We start from the raw sequence: 16,831 nt of genomic DNA on the forward strand, positions 1-16,831 counted from the left end.
CATGCAGCGGGGTCATTCTGCCGGGGCTTCGCCTTATTTGCTCACGAATGCGCGAATACGTTCGGCGGCTTCGATGCACTCGGCCAGTGATGCCACAAGCGCCAGGCGAATACGGCCGGCACCCGGGTTGACGCCATCGACCTCGCGGGACAGATACGAGCCCGGTACTGCAGTTACATGCTGATCGATGAACAGATCGCGGCAAAATGCAGCGTCATCGGTGCCGACATTCGGCCACAGGTAAAAACCACCGTCCGGGCGTTGAACGTCGAGTACTGGTGCGAGAATGTCGAGTACAGCGTCGAACTTTTCACGATACAGGTCACGGTTGGCACGTACGTGCTCCTCGTCATTCCAGGCAGCGATGCTGGCCAGTTGAGTCTGGACCGGCATGGCGCAGCCGTGATAGGTGCGATACAGCAGGAAGGCCTTGAGAATTTCCGCGTCACCTGCCACGAAACCTGAGCGCAGACCAGGCAGATTGGAGCGCTTGGACAGGCTATGGAATACCACGCAGCGCTTGAAATCCTGGCGACCCAGTTCCACACAGGCGCTGAGCAGGCCCGGCGGCGGGGTCTGTTCGTCGAAGTACAGCTCGCTGTAGCACTCGTCCGCGGCGATGACAAAGTCATGTTCGTCGGCCAGGGCAATGAGTTTTTTCAGTGTTTCAACCGGTATCAGTGCCCCGGTCGGGTTGCCCGGCGAGCACAGGAAGAGGATTTGGCAGCGCTTCCAGATGTCAGGGCTGACTGCATCGAAATCGGGATTGAAACCGTTATCGCTCAGGCACGGCAGATAGTGCGGCTGAGCTCCGGCCAGGAACGCTGCGCCTTCGTAGATCTGATAAAACGGGTTCGGGCTGATTACCAGGCCGTCATCGCTGCGACTGACCACCGTCTGAGTGAACGCGAACAGCGCCTCGCGCGTGCCATTGACCGGCAGTACATTGCGCGCCGGATCAATCCAGCCCTGTGGTACGTCGAATCGACGGCTGCACCAGCCGGCAATGGCCTCGCGCAGTGCCGGGATACCCAGTGTGGTCGGATAAACCGCCATCTGATCGAGGTTGTCTGCCAGTGCTCTGGCGACGAAATCGGGCGAGCGGTGCTTCGGTTCGCCAATCGACAATGCCACAGGGCGCTTTTCCGGGTTGGGGGTTACCCCGGCCAGCAAGGCGCGCAGCTTCTCGAAAGGGTAGGGCTGAAGCAGTTGCATGGCGTTATTCATGGAGCGTGTTCCTCAATGGGCTGCGTTGAGTCGATTCGTTTGGCCGAGCCTTCATATGCTGATCCGCAAATCGCTTCCGGGCTCTGAGTTGACGCTCAGTTGCTTGACGATTGCGTCCTGCAACTGGCTGCACAACTGTGGGTCGGACAGTGGATGATTGTTAGCGTCGGTGATGAAGAACACGTCTTCCACGCGTTCGCCCAGGGTCGCAATCTTCGCGTTCTGCAGTGACAGGTCGAACTCCAGGAAAATCTTGCCGATGCGCGCCAGCAGGCCGGGGCGATCAGGGGCGAGGAGTTCCAGCACGGTCACCGGGCGCTGGGCATCGTTGTGGATGGTGACTTGCGGTGCGAAAGCAAAGTGCTTGAGTTGGCGTGGCACGCGGCGTTTGATGATTGTCGGGTAATCATCCGGGTTGCGCAGGGCGTCGCTCAGGCCATCGCGGATTTCCTGAATGCGTTCCGGATTGTTGCCGATCGAGCCGCCCTCGTTGTCGAGGACAATGTAGGTGTCGAGTGTGAATTTGCTGCTGGACGTAATAATGCGTGCGTCATGAATGTTCAGGTTCAGCTGATCCATTGCCGCCACGGTCACCGCGAAGAAATCATGCTGGTCCGGAGCGTAAATGAATATCTGCGTACCGCCCTCGAATTCACGCTGGGTAGTTTCCTTGATCAGGACCAGCGGGCCGCCGTCGGCTGGCTGCTGCAGAATCGCATCGCTGTGCCACGCCACGTCTCCAGCGGTATGCCGCAGGAAATAATCGTCGCCCAGCGCCGACCAGAGTTGCTCTACGTCATCAGGGTCGGTGCCGTTGCGGACCAGAATGTCCAGCGCTGCGGTCTGGGTGCGACGTATCTGCTCCTCGCGATCAACCGGGTTCTCCAGACCGCGACGCAAGGCGCGCTTGGTCTCGGTGTACAACTGGCGCAGCAGGCTGGCCCGCCATGAGTTCCAGAGCGTCGGGTTGGTCGCGTTGATGTCGGCGACGGTCAGCACATACAGATAGTCCAGGTGCACTTCGTCACCGACGAACTGAGCAAAATCATGAATGACCTGCGGGTCGGAAAGATCCTTGCGCTGTGCGGTGGTCGACATCACCAGATGGTTGCTCACCAGCCAGACAATGAGGCGGTTGTCCCAGGCAGGCAGATGATGGCGTGTGCCGAACGCCTGTGCGTCTATTGCGCCGAGCTCCGAATGATCGCCGCCACGGCCCTTGCCGATGTCGTGATACAGCCCGGCCAGGTAGATCAACTCCGGCTTCGGCAGGCGCGCCATGATTTTGCTGGCCAGCGGAAATTTTTCCGACACTTCGGTGTATTGCAGCTTGCGCAGGTGCTTGATCAGATTCAGCGTGTGCGCATCGACGGTATAGATGTGGAACAGGTCATGCTGCATCTGCCCGACAATATGGCCGAACTCCGGCAGGTACAGCCCGAGAATGCCGTAACGGTTCATCCGCCGCAGGTTGCGATGGATGCCGATCTCGCACTTGAACAGCTCGATAAACAGGCTGGTATTGCGAATGTCGTTGCGGAAGTCATCGTTGATCAGGTGCCGATGTTCGCGCAGCAGGCGAATGGTGTCGGCGCGCACACCCTTTATCTCGGGATGCTGGGCCATGAGCACGAAAATCTCGAGCATGGCAAACGGGGTGCGCTTGAAAACATTCGGGTGGGTGGCTTCTATATAGCCGTCGTGCAGCTGGAAGCGTGAATTGATCGGCTGTGGTGTACCGCTGTCGTCGGAAAGAATCACTTCTTCGAAATGCTGGATGATCAGATCGCTGAGTTCGGCGATGCTCATGACCACCCGGTAGTACTTCTGCATGAAGCGTTCTATGGCGAGCTTGGCATCATTGTCTTCATAGCCCAGCAATCCGGCGATGCGAACCTGATAATCGAACAGAAGCCGGTCCTCGGATCGTCCGGCCAGCATGTGCAGCGCGTAGCGCACTTTCCACAAAAACTCCTGGGAGGAGGCCAGCAGGGCGTTTTCGCTGCCCAGCAGAAAGCCCTCACCCGCCAGAGCGTGCAGATTCAGCGTGCCGTACTGGCGTCTCGCAACCCAGAGAATGGTCTGGATGTCGCGCAGGCCGCCGGGCGAGCCCTTGACGTTGGGCTCCAGGTTATATTCGGTATCGTTGTACTTGTGGTGGCGCTTTTTCTGTTCGGCGTGTTTTGCGAGGAAGAACTCCTTGCTCGGCCACATATGGCGTGTGCTGGTGACTTCCAGCATGCGTTGGCGCAGGTGCTCGGGGCCGGCAATGGTGCGGCTCTCCATCAGGTTGGTGATCACCGTCAGGTCGGCCCGGCCTTCCTGTGCACACTCATTGACGGAGCGCACGCTCTGCCCGACCTCCAGGCCGATATCCCAAAGCAGCGTCAGAAACCGCTCGATGGGTTCGCGGAAGACTTCGTGGTCATCACTGTCCAGCAGGATCAGCAGATCGATGTCCGAGTACGGGTGCAGCTCGCCACGCCCGTAGCCGCCCACTGCCAACAGTGCTATATCGGCGTCTTCACTCCATTCGAACTGGTCCCAGGCTTGCTGCAGAATGTTATCTACAAACCACGCCCGGTCTTCGATCAGTCGACGAATGTCGCGTCCCGACCTGAAGCGATCATCAAGGACGTCTCTCGCCTTGCGGATAGCCTTCTTGAACGCTGCGATGGGGCTGGCTTTCAAGGCCAGTTCGGCCTGGAACTGGCCACGATCGAACAAGTCTGGATCTACCTGCGGCATGGAGCAGTATTCCTCACGTCGGGCTGTGCAAGTGATGTATCGGGTGTTCGGGCAGGCTCCGGTCAGGGAGCCTTTTGTGCAATAGTGTCGTCACTGCGTAAAGTGAAGATTTCGTAACCGTCGGCGGTGACCAGCAGCGTGTGCTCCCATTGTGCCGAGAGCTTGCGGTCCTTGGTGATCGCCGTCCAGCCATCACCAAGGATCTTGGTTTCGGGGCGTCCCTGGTTGATCATCGGCTCGATAGTGAAGGTCATACCTTCCTTGAGTTCGATACCGGTTCCGGCTTCGCCGAAGTGCATGACCTGCGGCTCTTCATGAAACACCTTGCCGATGCCGTGACCGCAGAACTCCCGGACCACCGAGAAACCGTTCTTTTCCGCATGCTTCTGAATGACTGCGCCGATGTCGCCCAGGCGGGTGCCGGGTCTGACGATTTCGATGGCTTTGTACAGGCACTCCTGGGTCACCTTCGACAGGCGCTCGGCCCATACCGGAACGGTGCCGACATGGAACATCCTGCTGGTGTCGCCGTGGTACCCATCCTTTATGACGGTGACGTCGATGTTGAGCGAGTCGCCGTTCTTCAGTTTCTTGTCGCTCGGGATGCCGTGACAGACCACCTGATTGATCGAGGTGCAGATCGATTTCGGGAAGCCCTTGTAGTTCAGCGGGGCAGGAATCGCCTGTTGCTCGTTGACGATGTAATCGTGGCAGAGGCGATCCAGCTCTTCAGTGGTCACGCCAGGCTTGACGTGAGGCGCTATCATTTCCAGAACATCGGCGGCCAGACGACCGGCGATGCGCATCTTTTCGATGTCTTCCGGGGTTTTGAGGGTGATGGTCATACAGAATCTCTCGACGTGGCAGGCACGCGGTTGGTGCGCAAAGGTGCAATTCTATCAGACCGTCGATGCGGGGTAATCATCGCTTCCTTCTATAAGGCAACCGATGTGGCTCTAAAAGCACCACAAAACAAGAACTTGATGGGAGTTCCGTTCTCTTCCCTTTTGTGATATAAAATGCGCCGCTTTCCAAGGTCCGTCCTTGAAGCACAAACCCACACACGTGTCGACACGATGACCTGGGTGCCTTTGGCAGATGCCACTGGTTGGTCATTGGGATACGTGGAGGCCTAACCCGACTTATCAAGGAACTATCATGTCCCAAGTCAATATGCGCGATATGCTGAAGGCCGGTGTGCACTTCGGTCACCAAACCCGTTACTGGAACCCGAAAATGGGTAAGTACATTTTCGGCGCGCGTAACAAGATTCACATCATCAACCTTGAAAAAACCCTGCCAATGTTCAATGAAGCACTGACTTTCGTTGAGCGCCTGGCGTCGGGCAAAAACAAGATTCTCTTCGTCGGCACCAAGCGTTCCGCTGGCAAGATCGTTGCTGAAGAAGCAGCACGTTGCGGTTCGCCGTACGTCGACCATCGCTGGTTGGGCGGTATGCTGACCAACTTCAAGACCATCCGTCAGTCGATCAAGCGTCTGCGCGAGCTGGAAGTACAGTCCGAAGACGGTACTTTCGCCAAGCTGACCAAGAAAGAAGCACTGATGCGCACCCGTGATCTGGAAAAACTGGATCGCAGCCTGGGTGGTATCAAGGACATGGGCGGTCTGCCAGACGCACTGTTCGTTATCGACGTTGATCACGAGCGCATCGCGATCACCGAAGCCAACAAGCTGGGTATCCCGGTCATCGGCGTTGTCGATACCAACAGCAGCCCTGAGGGCGTTGACTACATCATCCCGGGCAACGATGACGCAATCCGCGCCATCCAGCTGTACATGGGTTCGATGGCTGATGCTGTTATCCGTGGTCGTAACAATGTTGCTGGCGGCACCGACGTATTCGTCGAAGAAGCTCCAGCTGCAGCCGCTGTAGAAGGCTGAGTAAAAACGCCTGGCGTTTACTCAGTACGCGAAAAGGGGGCTTAGCCCCCTTTTTGCCACCTAGGAAATGATTTGTCGGTCTGTAGCCATGACCTTGCTGTCATGTGTTGCTGCCACCCTGATTTTTCAAGAATTGCACGCCCGGCAAGCCGGGTGGAATGGTTGAAGACCTATCCAAGAGGATTTTGAAATGGCAGAGATTACTGCAGCGTTGGTCAAAGAACTGCGCGAGCGTACCGGCGAAGGCATGATGGATTGCAAAAAGGCCTTGACCAAGGCTGGCGGCGACATCGAAAAAGCAATCGACGATATGCGTGCTTCCGGCGCAATCAAGGCCGCCAAGAAAGCAGGCAACGTTGCTGCTGAAGGTGCAATCGCTATCAAGGACGACGGCAAGGCTGCTGTCATCATCGAAGTCAACTCGCAGACCGACTTCCTGGCCCTGCAGGACGATTTCAAGAACTTTGTCACTGAAAGCGTTGAAAAAGCCTTTGCTGACAAGCTGACTGATGTCGCTCCGCTGATCGAAGCTCAGGAAGCTGCGCGTCTGGTGCTGGTCGGCAAGGTTGGCGAAAACGTCAACATCCGCCGCCTGAAGCGCATCGAGGGTGACGTTGTGGGTACTTACCTGCACGGCAACAAGATCGGTGTGGTTGTTACCCTCAAGGGTGGCAATGTCGAGCTGGCTAAAGACATCGCCATGCATGTGGCAGCAAGCAACCCCGAGTTCCTGTTCCCTTCGGAAGTTTCTGCCGAAGCGATCGAGCGCGAGAAGAACGTCTTCCTGCAATTGAACGAAGACAAGATCAAAGGCAAGCCAGCTGAAATCGTTGAGAAAATGGTTGGCGGCCGTATCACCAAGTTCCTGGCTGAAGCCAGCCTTGTTGAGCAGGCATTCGTCAAGAATCCGGAAGTCAAGGTCGGTGATCTGGCCAAGAAAGCCGGCGCTGAAATCGTTTCCTTCACCTACTTCAAGGTAGGCGAAGGCATCGAGAAGCCGGTTGATAACTTCGCTGACGAAGTGGCTGCACAGCTGGCTGCCGCCAAGCAGTAAGACGGTTTTTCAACTGTCGCCCCAAAGAGGCTGCCCGCTTGCGCGTGCGGCCTCTTTGTCGAAAGAGGAAAGGAAATTTTCCTTGGAGATTGTGCTCACAAGGCTGCATTCTCCCGACGCGTGCCAAGCGTCAAGCTAAAGTAATCGCAGGCTTGAGATAGCCCGCACAGATTTTTTTCAGAAAACGCCGCAGGAGAGATTCGCAATGGCTCAGCAGGGCAGTGGTTATCAGGCTCGCTATAAACGCATTCTACTCAAGCTCAGCGGTGAAGCCCTCATGGGCTCGGAAGAGTTCGGCATTGACCCCAAGGTGCTGGACCGCATGGCGCTGGAAGTCGGTCAACTGGTCGGTATCGGCGTTCAGGTCGGACTGGTGATCGGCGGCGGTAATCTGTTCCGTGGCGCGGCCTTGAGTGCTGCGGGCATGGATCGGGTGACAGGCGACCACATGGGCATGCTGGCCACTGTGATGAACGCCCTGGCAATGCGCGATGCGCTGGAGCGCGCTAATATCACGGCCATCGTGATGTCGGCCATTTCCATGCTGGGTGTGACCGACCATTATGACCGTCGCAAGGCCATGCGCCATCTCAGCGCCAAAGAGGTGGTGATCTTTGCTGCGGGTACGGGTAATCCGTTCTTTACGACTGATTCGGCTGCCTGCCTGCGCGCGATAGAGATCGACGCCGATGTGGTGCTCAAGGCGACCAAGGTGGACGGCGTGTACACCGCAGATCCGTTCAAGGACCCAAATGCCGAGAAGTTCGATCATCTGACTTACGATGAGGTGCTGGATCGCAAGCTGGGTGTAATGGATCTGACCGCAATCTGCCTGTGTCGCGACCACAAGATGCCATTGCGCGTCTTTAACATGAACAAGCCGGGTGCCCTTCTGAATATCGTCCATGGTGGCGCTGAAGGAACCCTGATCGAGGAAGCCCAACAATGATCAACGAAATCAAGAAAGATGCTCAGACCCGTATGCAGAAGAGTCTGGAGTCGCTGACGCATGCGTTTACCCGAATCCGTACCGGCAAAGCGCACCCAAGCATTCTGGGTGGTGTCATGGTCCCTTACTACGGTGCCGATACCCCGCTGAGCCAGGTCGCCAACGTGACCGTCAAAGACTCGCGCACTCTTCAGGTCGTGGCGTTCGAGCGCAATATGCTCGCGGCTGTCGACAAGGCCATCCAGAGCTCCGGTCTGGGCTTCAACCCGACCAACCTGGGTGAGCTGCTGTTGATCTCGATGCCGGCACTGACCGAGGAAACCCGCAAGGGCTTCACCAAGCAGGCGCGCGATGCTGCTGAAGACGCTCGTGTAGCGGTGCGCAACATCCGTCGTGACGCGCTTGGCCAGTTGAAAGACCTGGTCAAGGAAAAGGAAATCAGCGAAGACGAAGAGCGTCGCGCAGCTGACGACGTGCAAAAGCTGACCGACAAGTTCGTTGCGGAAATCGAAGTTGCGGTCAAGCAGAAAGAAGCTGATCTGATGGCTGTTTAAGGTTTCGGACGCTTTCATGGAAAAGATAAAACCGGCCGTGCCGTCATCGGTACCGCGCCATGTCGCGATTATCATGGATGGTAATAATCGCTGGGCCAAGAAGCGTCTGCTACCGGGCGTTGCTGGCCATAAGGCGGGCGTCGACGCCGTACGTGCCGTGATCGAAGTGTGTGCCGAAGCCAAGGTCGAGGTGCTGACACTGTTCGCGTTCTCCAGTGAAAACTGGCAGCGACCGGCCGAAGAGGTCGGTGCACTGATGGAGTTGTTTTTCACGGCGCTGCGCCGTGAAACCAAGCGCTTGAACGAGAACGACATCAGCCTGCGGATCATTGGCGATCGCTCGCGTTTTCATCCTGAGCTTCAGGCTGCAATGCGTGAGGCAGAAGTGCGCACGTCCGGCAACAGCCGGTTTGTGCTGCAGATCGCTGCCAACTACGGTGGGCAGTGGGACATCGCGCAGGCCGCCCAGCGGCTGGCGCGCGAGGTTCAGGCGGGGCACTTGCAACCGGAAGACATTACCCCTGATCTACTGCAGACCTGCCTGGCAACAGGTGATCTGCCGTTGCCTGACCTGTGCATCCGCACGGGGGGCGAGCACCGCATCAGTAATTTCCTGCTATGGCAGCTGGCGTATGCAGAGCTGTACTTCTCCGACCTGTTCTGGCCGGACTTCAAACACGATGCCATGCGCGCCGCGCTGGCAGATTTCGCTTCTCGCCAACGTCGCTTCGGTAAAACCAGCGAACAGGTAGAAGCTGGAGCCCGGGCTTAATGCTGAAACAACGGATCATCACGGCACTCATTCTTTTGCCGATCGCCCTGTGTGGGTTTTTCCTGCTGACCGGCATGTACTTCGCCCTGTTTATCGGGGTGGTGGTGGTGCTGGGTGCCTGGGAGTGGGCGCGGCTTGCAGGGTTTGCCGCGCAGTCGATGCGCATCGGCTATGCGGCCGTGGTCGCAGTGCTGCTTTTTTTCATGTACCTGCTGCCGGGGCTGGAGCCCTGGGTGCTTGTTGCGGCAGTTATCTGGTGGAGTGTGGCGACCTTTCTGGTTCTTACCTATCCAGACTCCAGCAGCCATTGGGCAAGCGCCGCCTGCAAGCTGGTGATCGGCCTTCTGATCTTGCTGCCTGCCTGGCAGGGGTTGGTGCTGATCAAGCAGTGGCCATTGGGTAACTGGTTGATCTTGTCGGTAATGGTGCTGGTCTGGGCTGCCGACATTGGCGCCTACTTCTCAGGAAAGGCTTTCGGCAAGCGCAAGCTGGCTCCGAAGGTGAGTCCTGGCAAGAGCTGGGAAGGGGTATACGGTGGTCTGGCGGTCAGTCTGGGTATTACGGCAGCCGTGGGCGTTTCCCGCGACTGGACCGTTGTTCAGTTCATCGCAGGGCTTCTGGGTGCCGCAGTGATCGTGTTCATTTCGGTGATTGGCGACCTGACTGAAAGCATGTTCAAGCGCCAGTCCGGCGTCAAGGACAGCAGCAATCTGCTGCCTGGGCACGGCGGAGTGCTGGACCGTATCGACAGCCTTACGGCAGCCATTCCGGTATTCGCCGTTCTGCTCTGGGCTGCTGACTGGGGTGTCATGTGAGTGGTCCCCAGCAAATCACCATTCTGGGTGCAACCGGCTCTATTGGCCTGAGCACTCTGGATGTCGTTGCACGCCATCCTGCGCTTTATCAAGTGTTCGCGCTGACCGGCTTCAGTCGCCTGGATGAATTGCTGGCCCTGTGCATCCGGCATACACCGCAATACGCCGTGGTTCCCGATCAGGCTGTCGCCCGCAAGTTGCAGGACGACCTCGCTGTGGCCGGACTCGATACCCGGGTTCTGGTCGGCGAGGGCGGTCTGTGCGAAGTGGCGGCGCACCCTCGGGTCGATGCAGTGATGGCGGCTATTGTCGGTGCGGCAGGTCTGCGTCCTACTCTGGCTGCAGTAGAAGCAGGCAAGAAGGTGTTGCTGGCCAACAAGGAGGCGCTGGTCATGTCCGGCGCCCTGTTCATGCAGGCTGTTCGGCAGAGTGGTGCAGTGCTGCTGCCCATCGACAGTGAGCACAATGCGATTTTCCAGTGTCTGCCCGGCGACTTCGCACGCGGGCTCGGCGCTGTCGGCGTCAGGCGAATAATGCTGACAGCCTCGGGTGGGCCGTTTCGCGAAACGCCACTGGAGCAGTTGCAGAATGTGACGCCTGAGCAGGCTTGTGCCCATCCGGTCTGGTCGATGGGCCGCAAGATCTCCGTTGATTCGGCGACCATGATGAACAAGGGGCTCGAGTTGATCGAAGCCTGCTGGCTGTTCGACGCCCGCCCGGATCAGGTCGAGGTGGTGATCCACCCTCAGAGCGTGATCCATTCATTGGTCGATTACGTCGATGGCTCGGTGCTGGCTCAGTTGGGCAATCCAGACATGCGTACGCCTATCGCCAATGCCCTGGCCTGGCCTGCACGTGTAGACTCTGGCGTTGCGCCACTCGATCTGTTTCGTATTGGACAGCTGGATTTTCAAAAGCCGGACGAGGAGCGTTTTCCTTGTCTTCGGCTGGCGCGTCAGGCGGCGGAGGCTGGGGGCAGTGCGCCTGCCATGCTTAACGCTGCCAACGAAGTCGCTGTTGCTGCATTCCTTGATGGGCGTATCCGTTACCTGGAAATCGCCGGTATGATCGAGGAGGTTCTGAATCATGAGCCTGTGACTGCGGTCGAAGGGCTCGATGCGGTATTTGCCGCAGATGCGAAAGCGCGTTTGCTGGCAGATCAATGGCTTGATAGAAGTGGGCGATAGCGATCTGACGACCCGTCAGGATATGAATGAACGGGTCGGTGGTGCGTGGCGGGCTTGGAAGCCTGTGATGATTAACACACTGGCTGACCAGTCGGTACCCGGAGAAGGCTGATGAGCGCTTTATACATGATTCTCGGCACCCTGATTGCACTCGGCGTGCTGGTGACCTTCCACGAATTCGGCCACTTCTGGGTGGCCCGTCGGTGTGGGGTCAAGGTGCTGCGTTTTTCGGTAGGCTTCGGCACGCCGCTTCTGCGTTGGAGTGATCGTCACGGTACGGAGTACGTCGTCGCTGCGATTCCCTTGGGCGGCTATGTAAAAATGCTCGACGAGCGTGAAGGCAATGTCCCGCCGGAGCTGGCCGATCAATCGTTCAATCGCAAGACAGTCGGGCAGCGGATCGCGATCGTAATCGCGGGCCCGACCGCCAATTTCCTGCTGGCCATCGCATTTTTCTGGGTGCTGGCGATGATGGGCAGCGAGCAGGTGCGCCCGGTTATCGGCGCGGTCGAGTCCGGGAGCATCGCACAGCAGGCCGGTCTGGCTGCCGGGCAGGAAATCGTCGAAGTCGATGGCGAACCGACATCGGGTTGGGCCGGGGTCAATCTGCAACTGGTACGCCGTCTGGGCGAAAGCGGTACTATCGCGCTGAAAGTCAGGGACCAAGGGGCTTCTGTCGACACGCCTCATGAGCTGGTACTGAGCGACTGGCTCAGGGGCGCTGAAGAGCCTGATCCTATCAAGTCGCTGGGTATTCGTCCGTGGCGTCCGGCCTTGTTGCCGGTGCTGGCGGAGATCGATCCAAAAGGTCCGGCCCACGGTGCCGGGCTTAAAACCGGCGACCGCCTGATTTCGATGGACGGTCAGCCGCTCAATGAATGGCAGCAGGTTGTCGACCGGGTACGCGAGCGTCCCGACGCGAAAGTATCGATGCGCGTTGAGCGTGATGGCGTGCAAATGGACATGCCGGTAACGCTCGCCGCCAAAGGTGAAGGCAAAGCAGCCGCAGGTTACCTGGGCGCCGGTGTAAAAGCTGTCGACTGGCCACCGGAAATGCTGCGTGAGGTCAGCTATGGTCCTTTCGCCGCGATGGGCGAGGGTATAAAGCGTACCTGGAACATGAGCGTACTGACCCTGGACTCGCTGAAGAAAATGTTGTTCGGCGAGCTCTCGGTAAAAAACTTGAGTGGACCGATAACCATTGCTAAAGTGGCGGGCGCTTCGGCCCAGTCGGGCATCGGAGATTTTCTGAACTTCCTCGCTTATCTGAGTATCAGCCTGGGCGTTCTCAATCTGCTGCCCATTCCCGTCCTGGACGGGGGGCATTTGCTGTTTTATCTGATCGAGTGGGCGCGTGGTCGTCCCCTTTCGGAAAAGGTTCAAGGTTGGGGGGCGCAGATCGGTATCAGTCTGGTAGTGGGCGTTATGTTGCTCGCGCTGGTCAACGATCTGGGCCGACTGTAAAGCTTTGCCGAGTTGCGAATCTGCCGCATTTTGCGGCAGTTTGTTTATTGCCAGTTGGAATAAGAAAGGACTTCATGAAACGTCTGCTGCTAACTGCGGTTCTTTCCGCACTGATGATCGCTGAAGTTCACGCCGAGTCCTTCACCATCTCCGATATTCGTGTCAATGGCCTGCAGCGGGTTTCCGCCGGCAGTGTCTTTGGTGCGCTGCCGCTGAACGTGGGCGAACAGGCGGACGATGGTCGTTTGGTCGATGCTACCCGTTCGCTGTTCAAAACCGGTTTCTTTCAAGATATCCAGCTGGGTCGCGATGGCAACGTACTCGTCATCAACGTCGTCGAACGCCCTTCGGTCGCAAGTATCGAAATCGAGGGCAACAAGGCCATTTCCACCGAAGACCTGATGAAAGGGCTGAAGCAGTCCGGTCTGGCCGAGGGTGAAATTTTCCAGCGTGCAACCCTCGAAGGTGTGCGTAACGAGCTGCAACGCCAATACGTTGCCCAGGGCCGTTACTCTGCCGAGGTCGATGCCGAGGTCGTTCCACAGCCGCGCAACCGCGTAGGGCTGAAAATCAACATCAATGAAGGCACTGTAGCCTCCATTCAACACATCAACGTGGTCGGCAACACGGTCTTTTCCGACGAAGACCTGACCGACCTGTTCGAGCTCAAGACCAGCAACTGGCTGTCGTTCTTCAAGAATGACGACAAATATGCCCGTGAAAAGCTGTCGGGTGACCTTGAGCGTCTGCGTTCGTACTACCTCGATCGCGGCTATATCAATATGGATATCGCCTCGACTCAGGTCTCGATCACGCCTGACAAGAAGAACGTCTATATCACGGTCAACATCAACGAAGGCGAGAAGTACAGCGTCAAGTCGGTGAAACTGAGCGGCGACCTGAAGGTGCCTGAAGATCAGGTCAAATCCTTGCTGCTGGTGCAGCCAGGGCAGGTCTTCTCGCGCAAGGTCATGACCACGACCTCCGAGTTGATCACCCGTCGTCTGGGTAACGAAGGCTATACCTTCGCCAACGTCAACGGCGTGCCGACCCCGAACAACGAAGACCACACCGTCGATATCACCTTCGTGGTCGATCCCGGCAAGCGTGCCTATGTCAACCGCATCAACTACCGCGGCAACACCAAGTCGGAAGACGAAGTGCTGCGTCGCGAAATGCGTCAGATGGAAGGCGGCTGGGCATCGACCTACCTGATCGACCAGTCGAAAACCCGTCTGGACCGTCTGGGCTTCTTCAAGGAAGTCAACGTTGAAACGCCACCTGTTCCAGGCACCGACGATCAGGTCGATGTGAACTACGCCGTTGAAGAGCAGGCGTCCGGTTCGATCACCGCCAGCGTGGGTTTTGCGCAAAGCGCCGGTCTGATCCTCGGTGGTTCGATCAGCCAGAACAACTTCCTGGGTACGGGTAACAAGGTCAGCATCGGCCTGACCCGCAGCGAATACCAAAGCCGTTACAACTTCAGCTACGTCGATCCGTACTACACGCCGGACGGTGTCAGCCTGGGTTACAGCGCGTTCTATCGCACCACCAACTACGACGACCTCGACGTTGATGTTGCAAGCTATGCGGTTGACAGTCTGGGTGCCGGTATCAACCTTGGCTACCCGATCAGCGAGACCTCGCGCCTGACCTACGGCCTGACCGTACAGCAGGACGAGATCAAGACTGGCCGTTACACCGTCGATGAAATCTTTGATTTTGTACAGCAAGAAGGCGACAAGTACCTGAACTTCAAGGGTTCGATTGGCTGGTCTGAATCGACTCTGAACAAAGGCGTACTGGCGACCCGTGGACACTCGCAAAGCCTGGTGTTCGAATCCACCTTGCCGGGCAGCGACCTGTCGTTCTTCAAGCTGGATTACCGTGCTCAGTACTTCCACCCGATCACCGACAACTACACCCTGCGTCTGCACACCGAGCTGGGTTATGGCGACGGGTACGGTTCGACCTCGGGTCTGCCGTTCTACGAGAACTACTATGCGGGTGGTTTCAACTCGGTTCGTGGCTTCAAGGACAGCACGCTTGGTCCACGTAGTACGCCAAGCCGCGGTGCGGCTGTGACGGGAAATCAAGGTACTGATCCGGACCCTGATCAGGATCCACTGCCGTTCGGTGGCAATGCGCTGGTTCAGGGTGGTGTAGAAGTCATGTTCCCGTTGCCATTCGTCAAGGATCAGCGTTCTCTGCGCACCTCCGTGTTCTGGGATGTCGGCAACGTATTTGATACCAACTGTGACTCCACCAGGACGACCGCCAGTGGCAAGAAAGTCGAATGCAACAACATCGACCTTTCCGGCATGGCCAGCTCTGTGGGTATCGGCGTCACCTGGATCACCGCGCTCGGCCCGCTGAGCTTCGCCTTGGCGGTGCCAGTCAAGAAGCCGGACGACGAAGCCGAAACGCAGGTCTTCCAATTCTCCCTGGGTCAGACGTTCTAAGCGTCTGATCTTTGATAACGCAACGAATTTTGTAGGAGTTGTATTGTGCGTAAGTTGACTCAATTGGTAATGCTGGCAACCGTACTGGTCGCAAGCCCTGCATTCGCCGACATGAAAATCGCGGTACTGAACTATCAGATGGCCTTGCTGGAATCTGACGCTGCCAAGAAATACGCTGTCGATGCCGAGAAGAAATTCGGCCCGCAACTGACCAAGCTGAAAAGTCTGGAAAGCAGCGCCAAGGGTATTCAGGATCGTCTGGTGAGTGGCGGTGACAAAATGGCTCAGCCTGAGCGCGAGCGTCTTGAGCTTGAATTCAAGCAAAAAGCACGTGACTTCCAGTTCCAGTCCAAAGAACTGAACGAAGCCAAGGCCGTTGCTGACCGCGAAATGCTCAAGCAGCTCAAGCCTAAGCTGGACCAGGCTGTTGAAGAAGTCATCAAGAAAGGCGGCTTTGACCTGGTTTTCGAGCGCGGTGCGGTGATTGACGTCAAGCCTCAATATGACGTTACTCGCCAGGTCATCGAGCGCATGAATCAGCTGAAGTAACCATGAGCATAACCATCAAGCTCGGCCAGCTGGCCGAGTTCCTTGGCGCCACGCTTCGTGGCGACAAGGACAAGGACATTACCGGGCTGGCCACTTTGCAAGAGGCCGGCCCTGGTCAGATCAGTTTTCTGGCAAAGTCCGGGTACCGTAAATTTCTGGTAGATGCCCAGGCTGCTGCCGTGTTGCTCAAGCCCGCAGACGCCGACAGCTACACCGGCGACGCGCTGTTGGTCCCGGATCCTTACCTGGCCTATGCGCGCATTTCGCACTTTTTCGACCCCAAGCCCAAGAGCGTGGCCGGCGTTCACCCTACAGCGGTGATTGCCGACGATGCTCTGGTCGATCCTGCCGCCAGTATTGGCGCTTTCGTCGTTATCGAGAGCGGTGCCCGTATTGCGGCCAATGTCACCATTGGTGCGCATTGCTTCATCGGCGCTCGTTGTGAAATCGGTGAAGGTGGCTGGCTGGCACCACGTGTGACGCTCTATCACGATGTTCGTATTGGCAAGCGCGTGGTCATTCAGTCGGGTGCGGTACTGGGCGGTGAAGGCTTTGGCTTTGCCAATGAAAAGGGTGTCTGGCAGAAGATTGCCCAGATCGGCGGCGTCACCCTGGGTGATGATGTCGAGATCGGCGTCAATACGGCGATTGATCGTGGTGCGCTGGCTGATACGCGAATTGGCAACGGTGTGAAGCTGGATAACCAGATCCAGATCGCCCACAACGTACAGATTGGCGATCACACGGCAATGGCTGCGTGTGTCGGCATCTCCGGAAGCACCAAGATAGGCAAGCACTGCATGCTGGCTGGCGGTGTCGGTCTGGTGGGGCATATCGAAATTTGCGATGGCGTTTTCATCACCGGCATGACGATGGTGACGCATTCCATTACCGAGCCGGGTTCCTACTCGTCGGGTACGGCCATGCAGCCAGCCGCCGAGTGGCGCAAGAGCGCAGCTCGTCTGCGCAAGATCGATGACATGGCGCGGCGTCTGCAAAAGCTCGAAAAGGCTGTCGAGACGGTGACCTGCTCCGATAATCGCTCATCTGATGGCTGATACCTTTTTAATATCAAGCGTGCACAGTCGATAAACTGCCTCCTTGATGTAGAGGGGTGTTGCGCAGTCGCGACGCACCCCTAATCTTTA

Annotated in this window: 14 protein-coding genes; 11 read left to right on the forward strand and 3 right to left on the reverse strand. The window is 57.5% G+C overall.

Going from position 1 to position 16,831, the window contains the following annotated elements; all coding sequences use genetic code 11:
- Window positions 1-33: 33 nt before the first annotated feature.
- The 3 genes from dapC to map form a co-directional block, all read right to left on the reverse strand.
- Entirely contained in the window at window positions 34-1,227 is a 1,194-nt protein-coding gene (gene dapC / locus MME58_RS06705) for a succinyldiaminopimelate transaminase (RefSeq protein WP_055006840.1), read from the reverse strand.
- Window positions 1,228-1,278: 51 nt separating this feature from the next.
- The gene (locus MME58_RS06710) at window positions 1,279-3,975 is read right to left on the reverse strand and encodes a [protein-PII] uridylyltransferase (protein ID WP_055006841.1); all 2,697 of its coding nucleotides are present in this window, start codon (window positions 3,973-3,975) and stop codon (window positions 1,279-1,281) included.
- Between the two features lie 62 nt (window positions 3,976-4,037).
- Window positions 4,038-4,820, reverse strand: a complete 783-nt coding sequence (gene map / locus MME58_RS06715; protein ID WP_054986440.1) for a type I methionyl aminopeptidase — start codon at window positions 4,818-4,820, stop codon at window positions 4,038-4,040.
- A 313-nt stretch (window positions 4,821-5,133) separates the two neighbouring features.
- Between map and rpsB the strand changes: the two genes are divergently transcribed.
- The 11 genes from rpsB (at window position 5,134) to lpxD (ending at window position 16,741) form a co-directional block, all read left to right on the forward strand.
- Window positions 5,134-5,877: a 30S ribosomal protein S2 gene (gene rpsB / locus MME58_RS06720; protein ID WP_002554730.1), complete on the forward strand. Its 744-nt coding sequence runs from the start codon at window positions 5,134-5,136 to the stop codon at window positions 5,875-5,877.
- 190 nt (window positions 5,878-6,067) lie between these two features.
- On the forward strand, window positions 6,068-6,931 hold the full coding sequence (gene tsf, locus MME58_RS06725; protein WP_055006842.1) for a translation elongation factor Ts: 864 nt from the start codon (window positions 6,068-6,070) through the stop codon (window positions 6,929-6,931).
- A 205-nt stretch (window positions 6,932-7,136) separates the two neighbouring features.
- Window positions 7,137-7,880 carry a UMP kinase gene (pyrH, locus tag MME58_RS06730; RefSeq protein WP_002554728.1) on the forward strand — a complete coding sequence of 248 codons (744 nt, stop codon included), beginning with the start codon at window positions 7,137-7,139 and terminating at the stop codon, window positions 7,878-7,880.
- The gene (frr, locus tag MME58_RS06735) at window positions 7,877-8,434 is read left to right on the forward strand and encodes a ribosome recycling factor (RefSeq protein WP_054986438.1); all 558 of its coding nucleotides are present in this window, start codon (window positions 7,877-7,879) and stop codon (window positions 8,432-8,434) included. Before pyrH ends, frr begins: the two co-directional genes overlap by 4 nt.
- Window positions 8,435-8,450: 16 nt before the next feature.
- Window positions 8,451-9,206, forward strand: a complete 756-nt coding sequence (uppS, locus tag MME58_RS06740; RefSeq protein WP_054986437.1) for a polyprenyl diphosphate synthase — start codon at window positions 8,451-8,453, stop codon at window positions 9,204-9,206.
- Entirely contained in the window at window positions 9,206-10,021 is an 816-nt protein-coding gene (locus MME58_RS06745; RefSeq protein WP_054986436.1) for a phosphatidate cytidylyltransferase, read from the forward strand. The genes uppS and MME58_RS06745 overlap by 1 nt, the downstream gene beginning before the upstream one ends.
- Window positions 10,018-11,208, forward strand: coding sequence for a 1-deoxy-D-xylulose-5-phosphate reductoisomerase (gene ispC / locus MME58_RS06750; protein WP_054986435.1), 1,191 nt, complete (start codon window positions 10,018-10,020; stop codon window positions 11,206-11,208). Before MME58_RS06745 ends, ispC begins: the two co-directional genes overlap by 4 nt.
- 111 nt (window positions 11,209-11,319) lie before the next feature.
- Window positions 11,320-12,672 (forward strand): sigma E protease regulator RseP, encoded by a 1,353-nt coding sequence (rseP, locus tag MME58_RS06755; protein WP_055006843.1) that lies wholly within the window; start codon window positions 11,320-11,322, stop codon window positions 12,670-12,672.
- Between the two features lie 74 nt (window positions 12,673-12,746).
- Window positions 12,747-15,134 (forward strand): outer membrane protein assembly factor BamA, encoded by a 2,388-nt coding sequence (gene bamA, locus MME58_RS06760; protein WP_054986433.1) that lies wholly within the window; start codon window positions 12,747-12,749, stop codon window positions 15,132-15,134.
- 45 nt (window positions 15,135-15,179) lie between these two features.
- Window positions 15,180-15,683 carry an OmpH/Skp family outer membrane protein gene (locus tag MME58_RS06765; protein WP_003364839.1) on the forward strand — a complete coding sequence of 168 codons (504 nt, stop codon included), beginning with the start codon at window positions 15,180-15,182 and terminating at the stop codon, window positions 15,681-15,683.
- 2 nt (window positions 15,684-15,685) lie between these two features.
- Window positions 15,686-16,741 (forward strand): UDP-3-O-(3-hydroxymyristoyl)glucosamine N-acyltransferase, encoded by a 1,056-nt coding sequence (gene lpxD / locus MME58_RS06770; RefSeq protein WP_054986432.1) that lies wholly within the window; start codon window positions 15,686-15,688, stop codon window positions 16,739-16,741.
- Window positions 16,742-16,831: the final 90 nt, after the last annotated feature.

It is taken from the genome of Pseudomonas syringae pv. tagetis, from assembly GCF_022557255.1.
Taxonomy (GTDB): Bacteria; Pseudomonadota; Gammaproteobacteria; order Pseudomonadales; family Pseudomonadaceae; genus Aquipseudomonas; species Aquipseudomonas caricapapayae.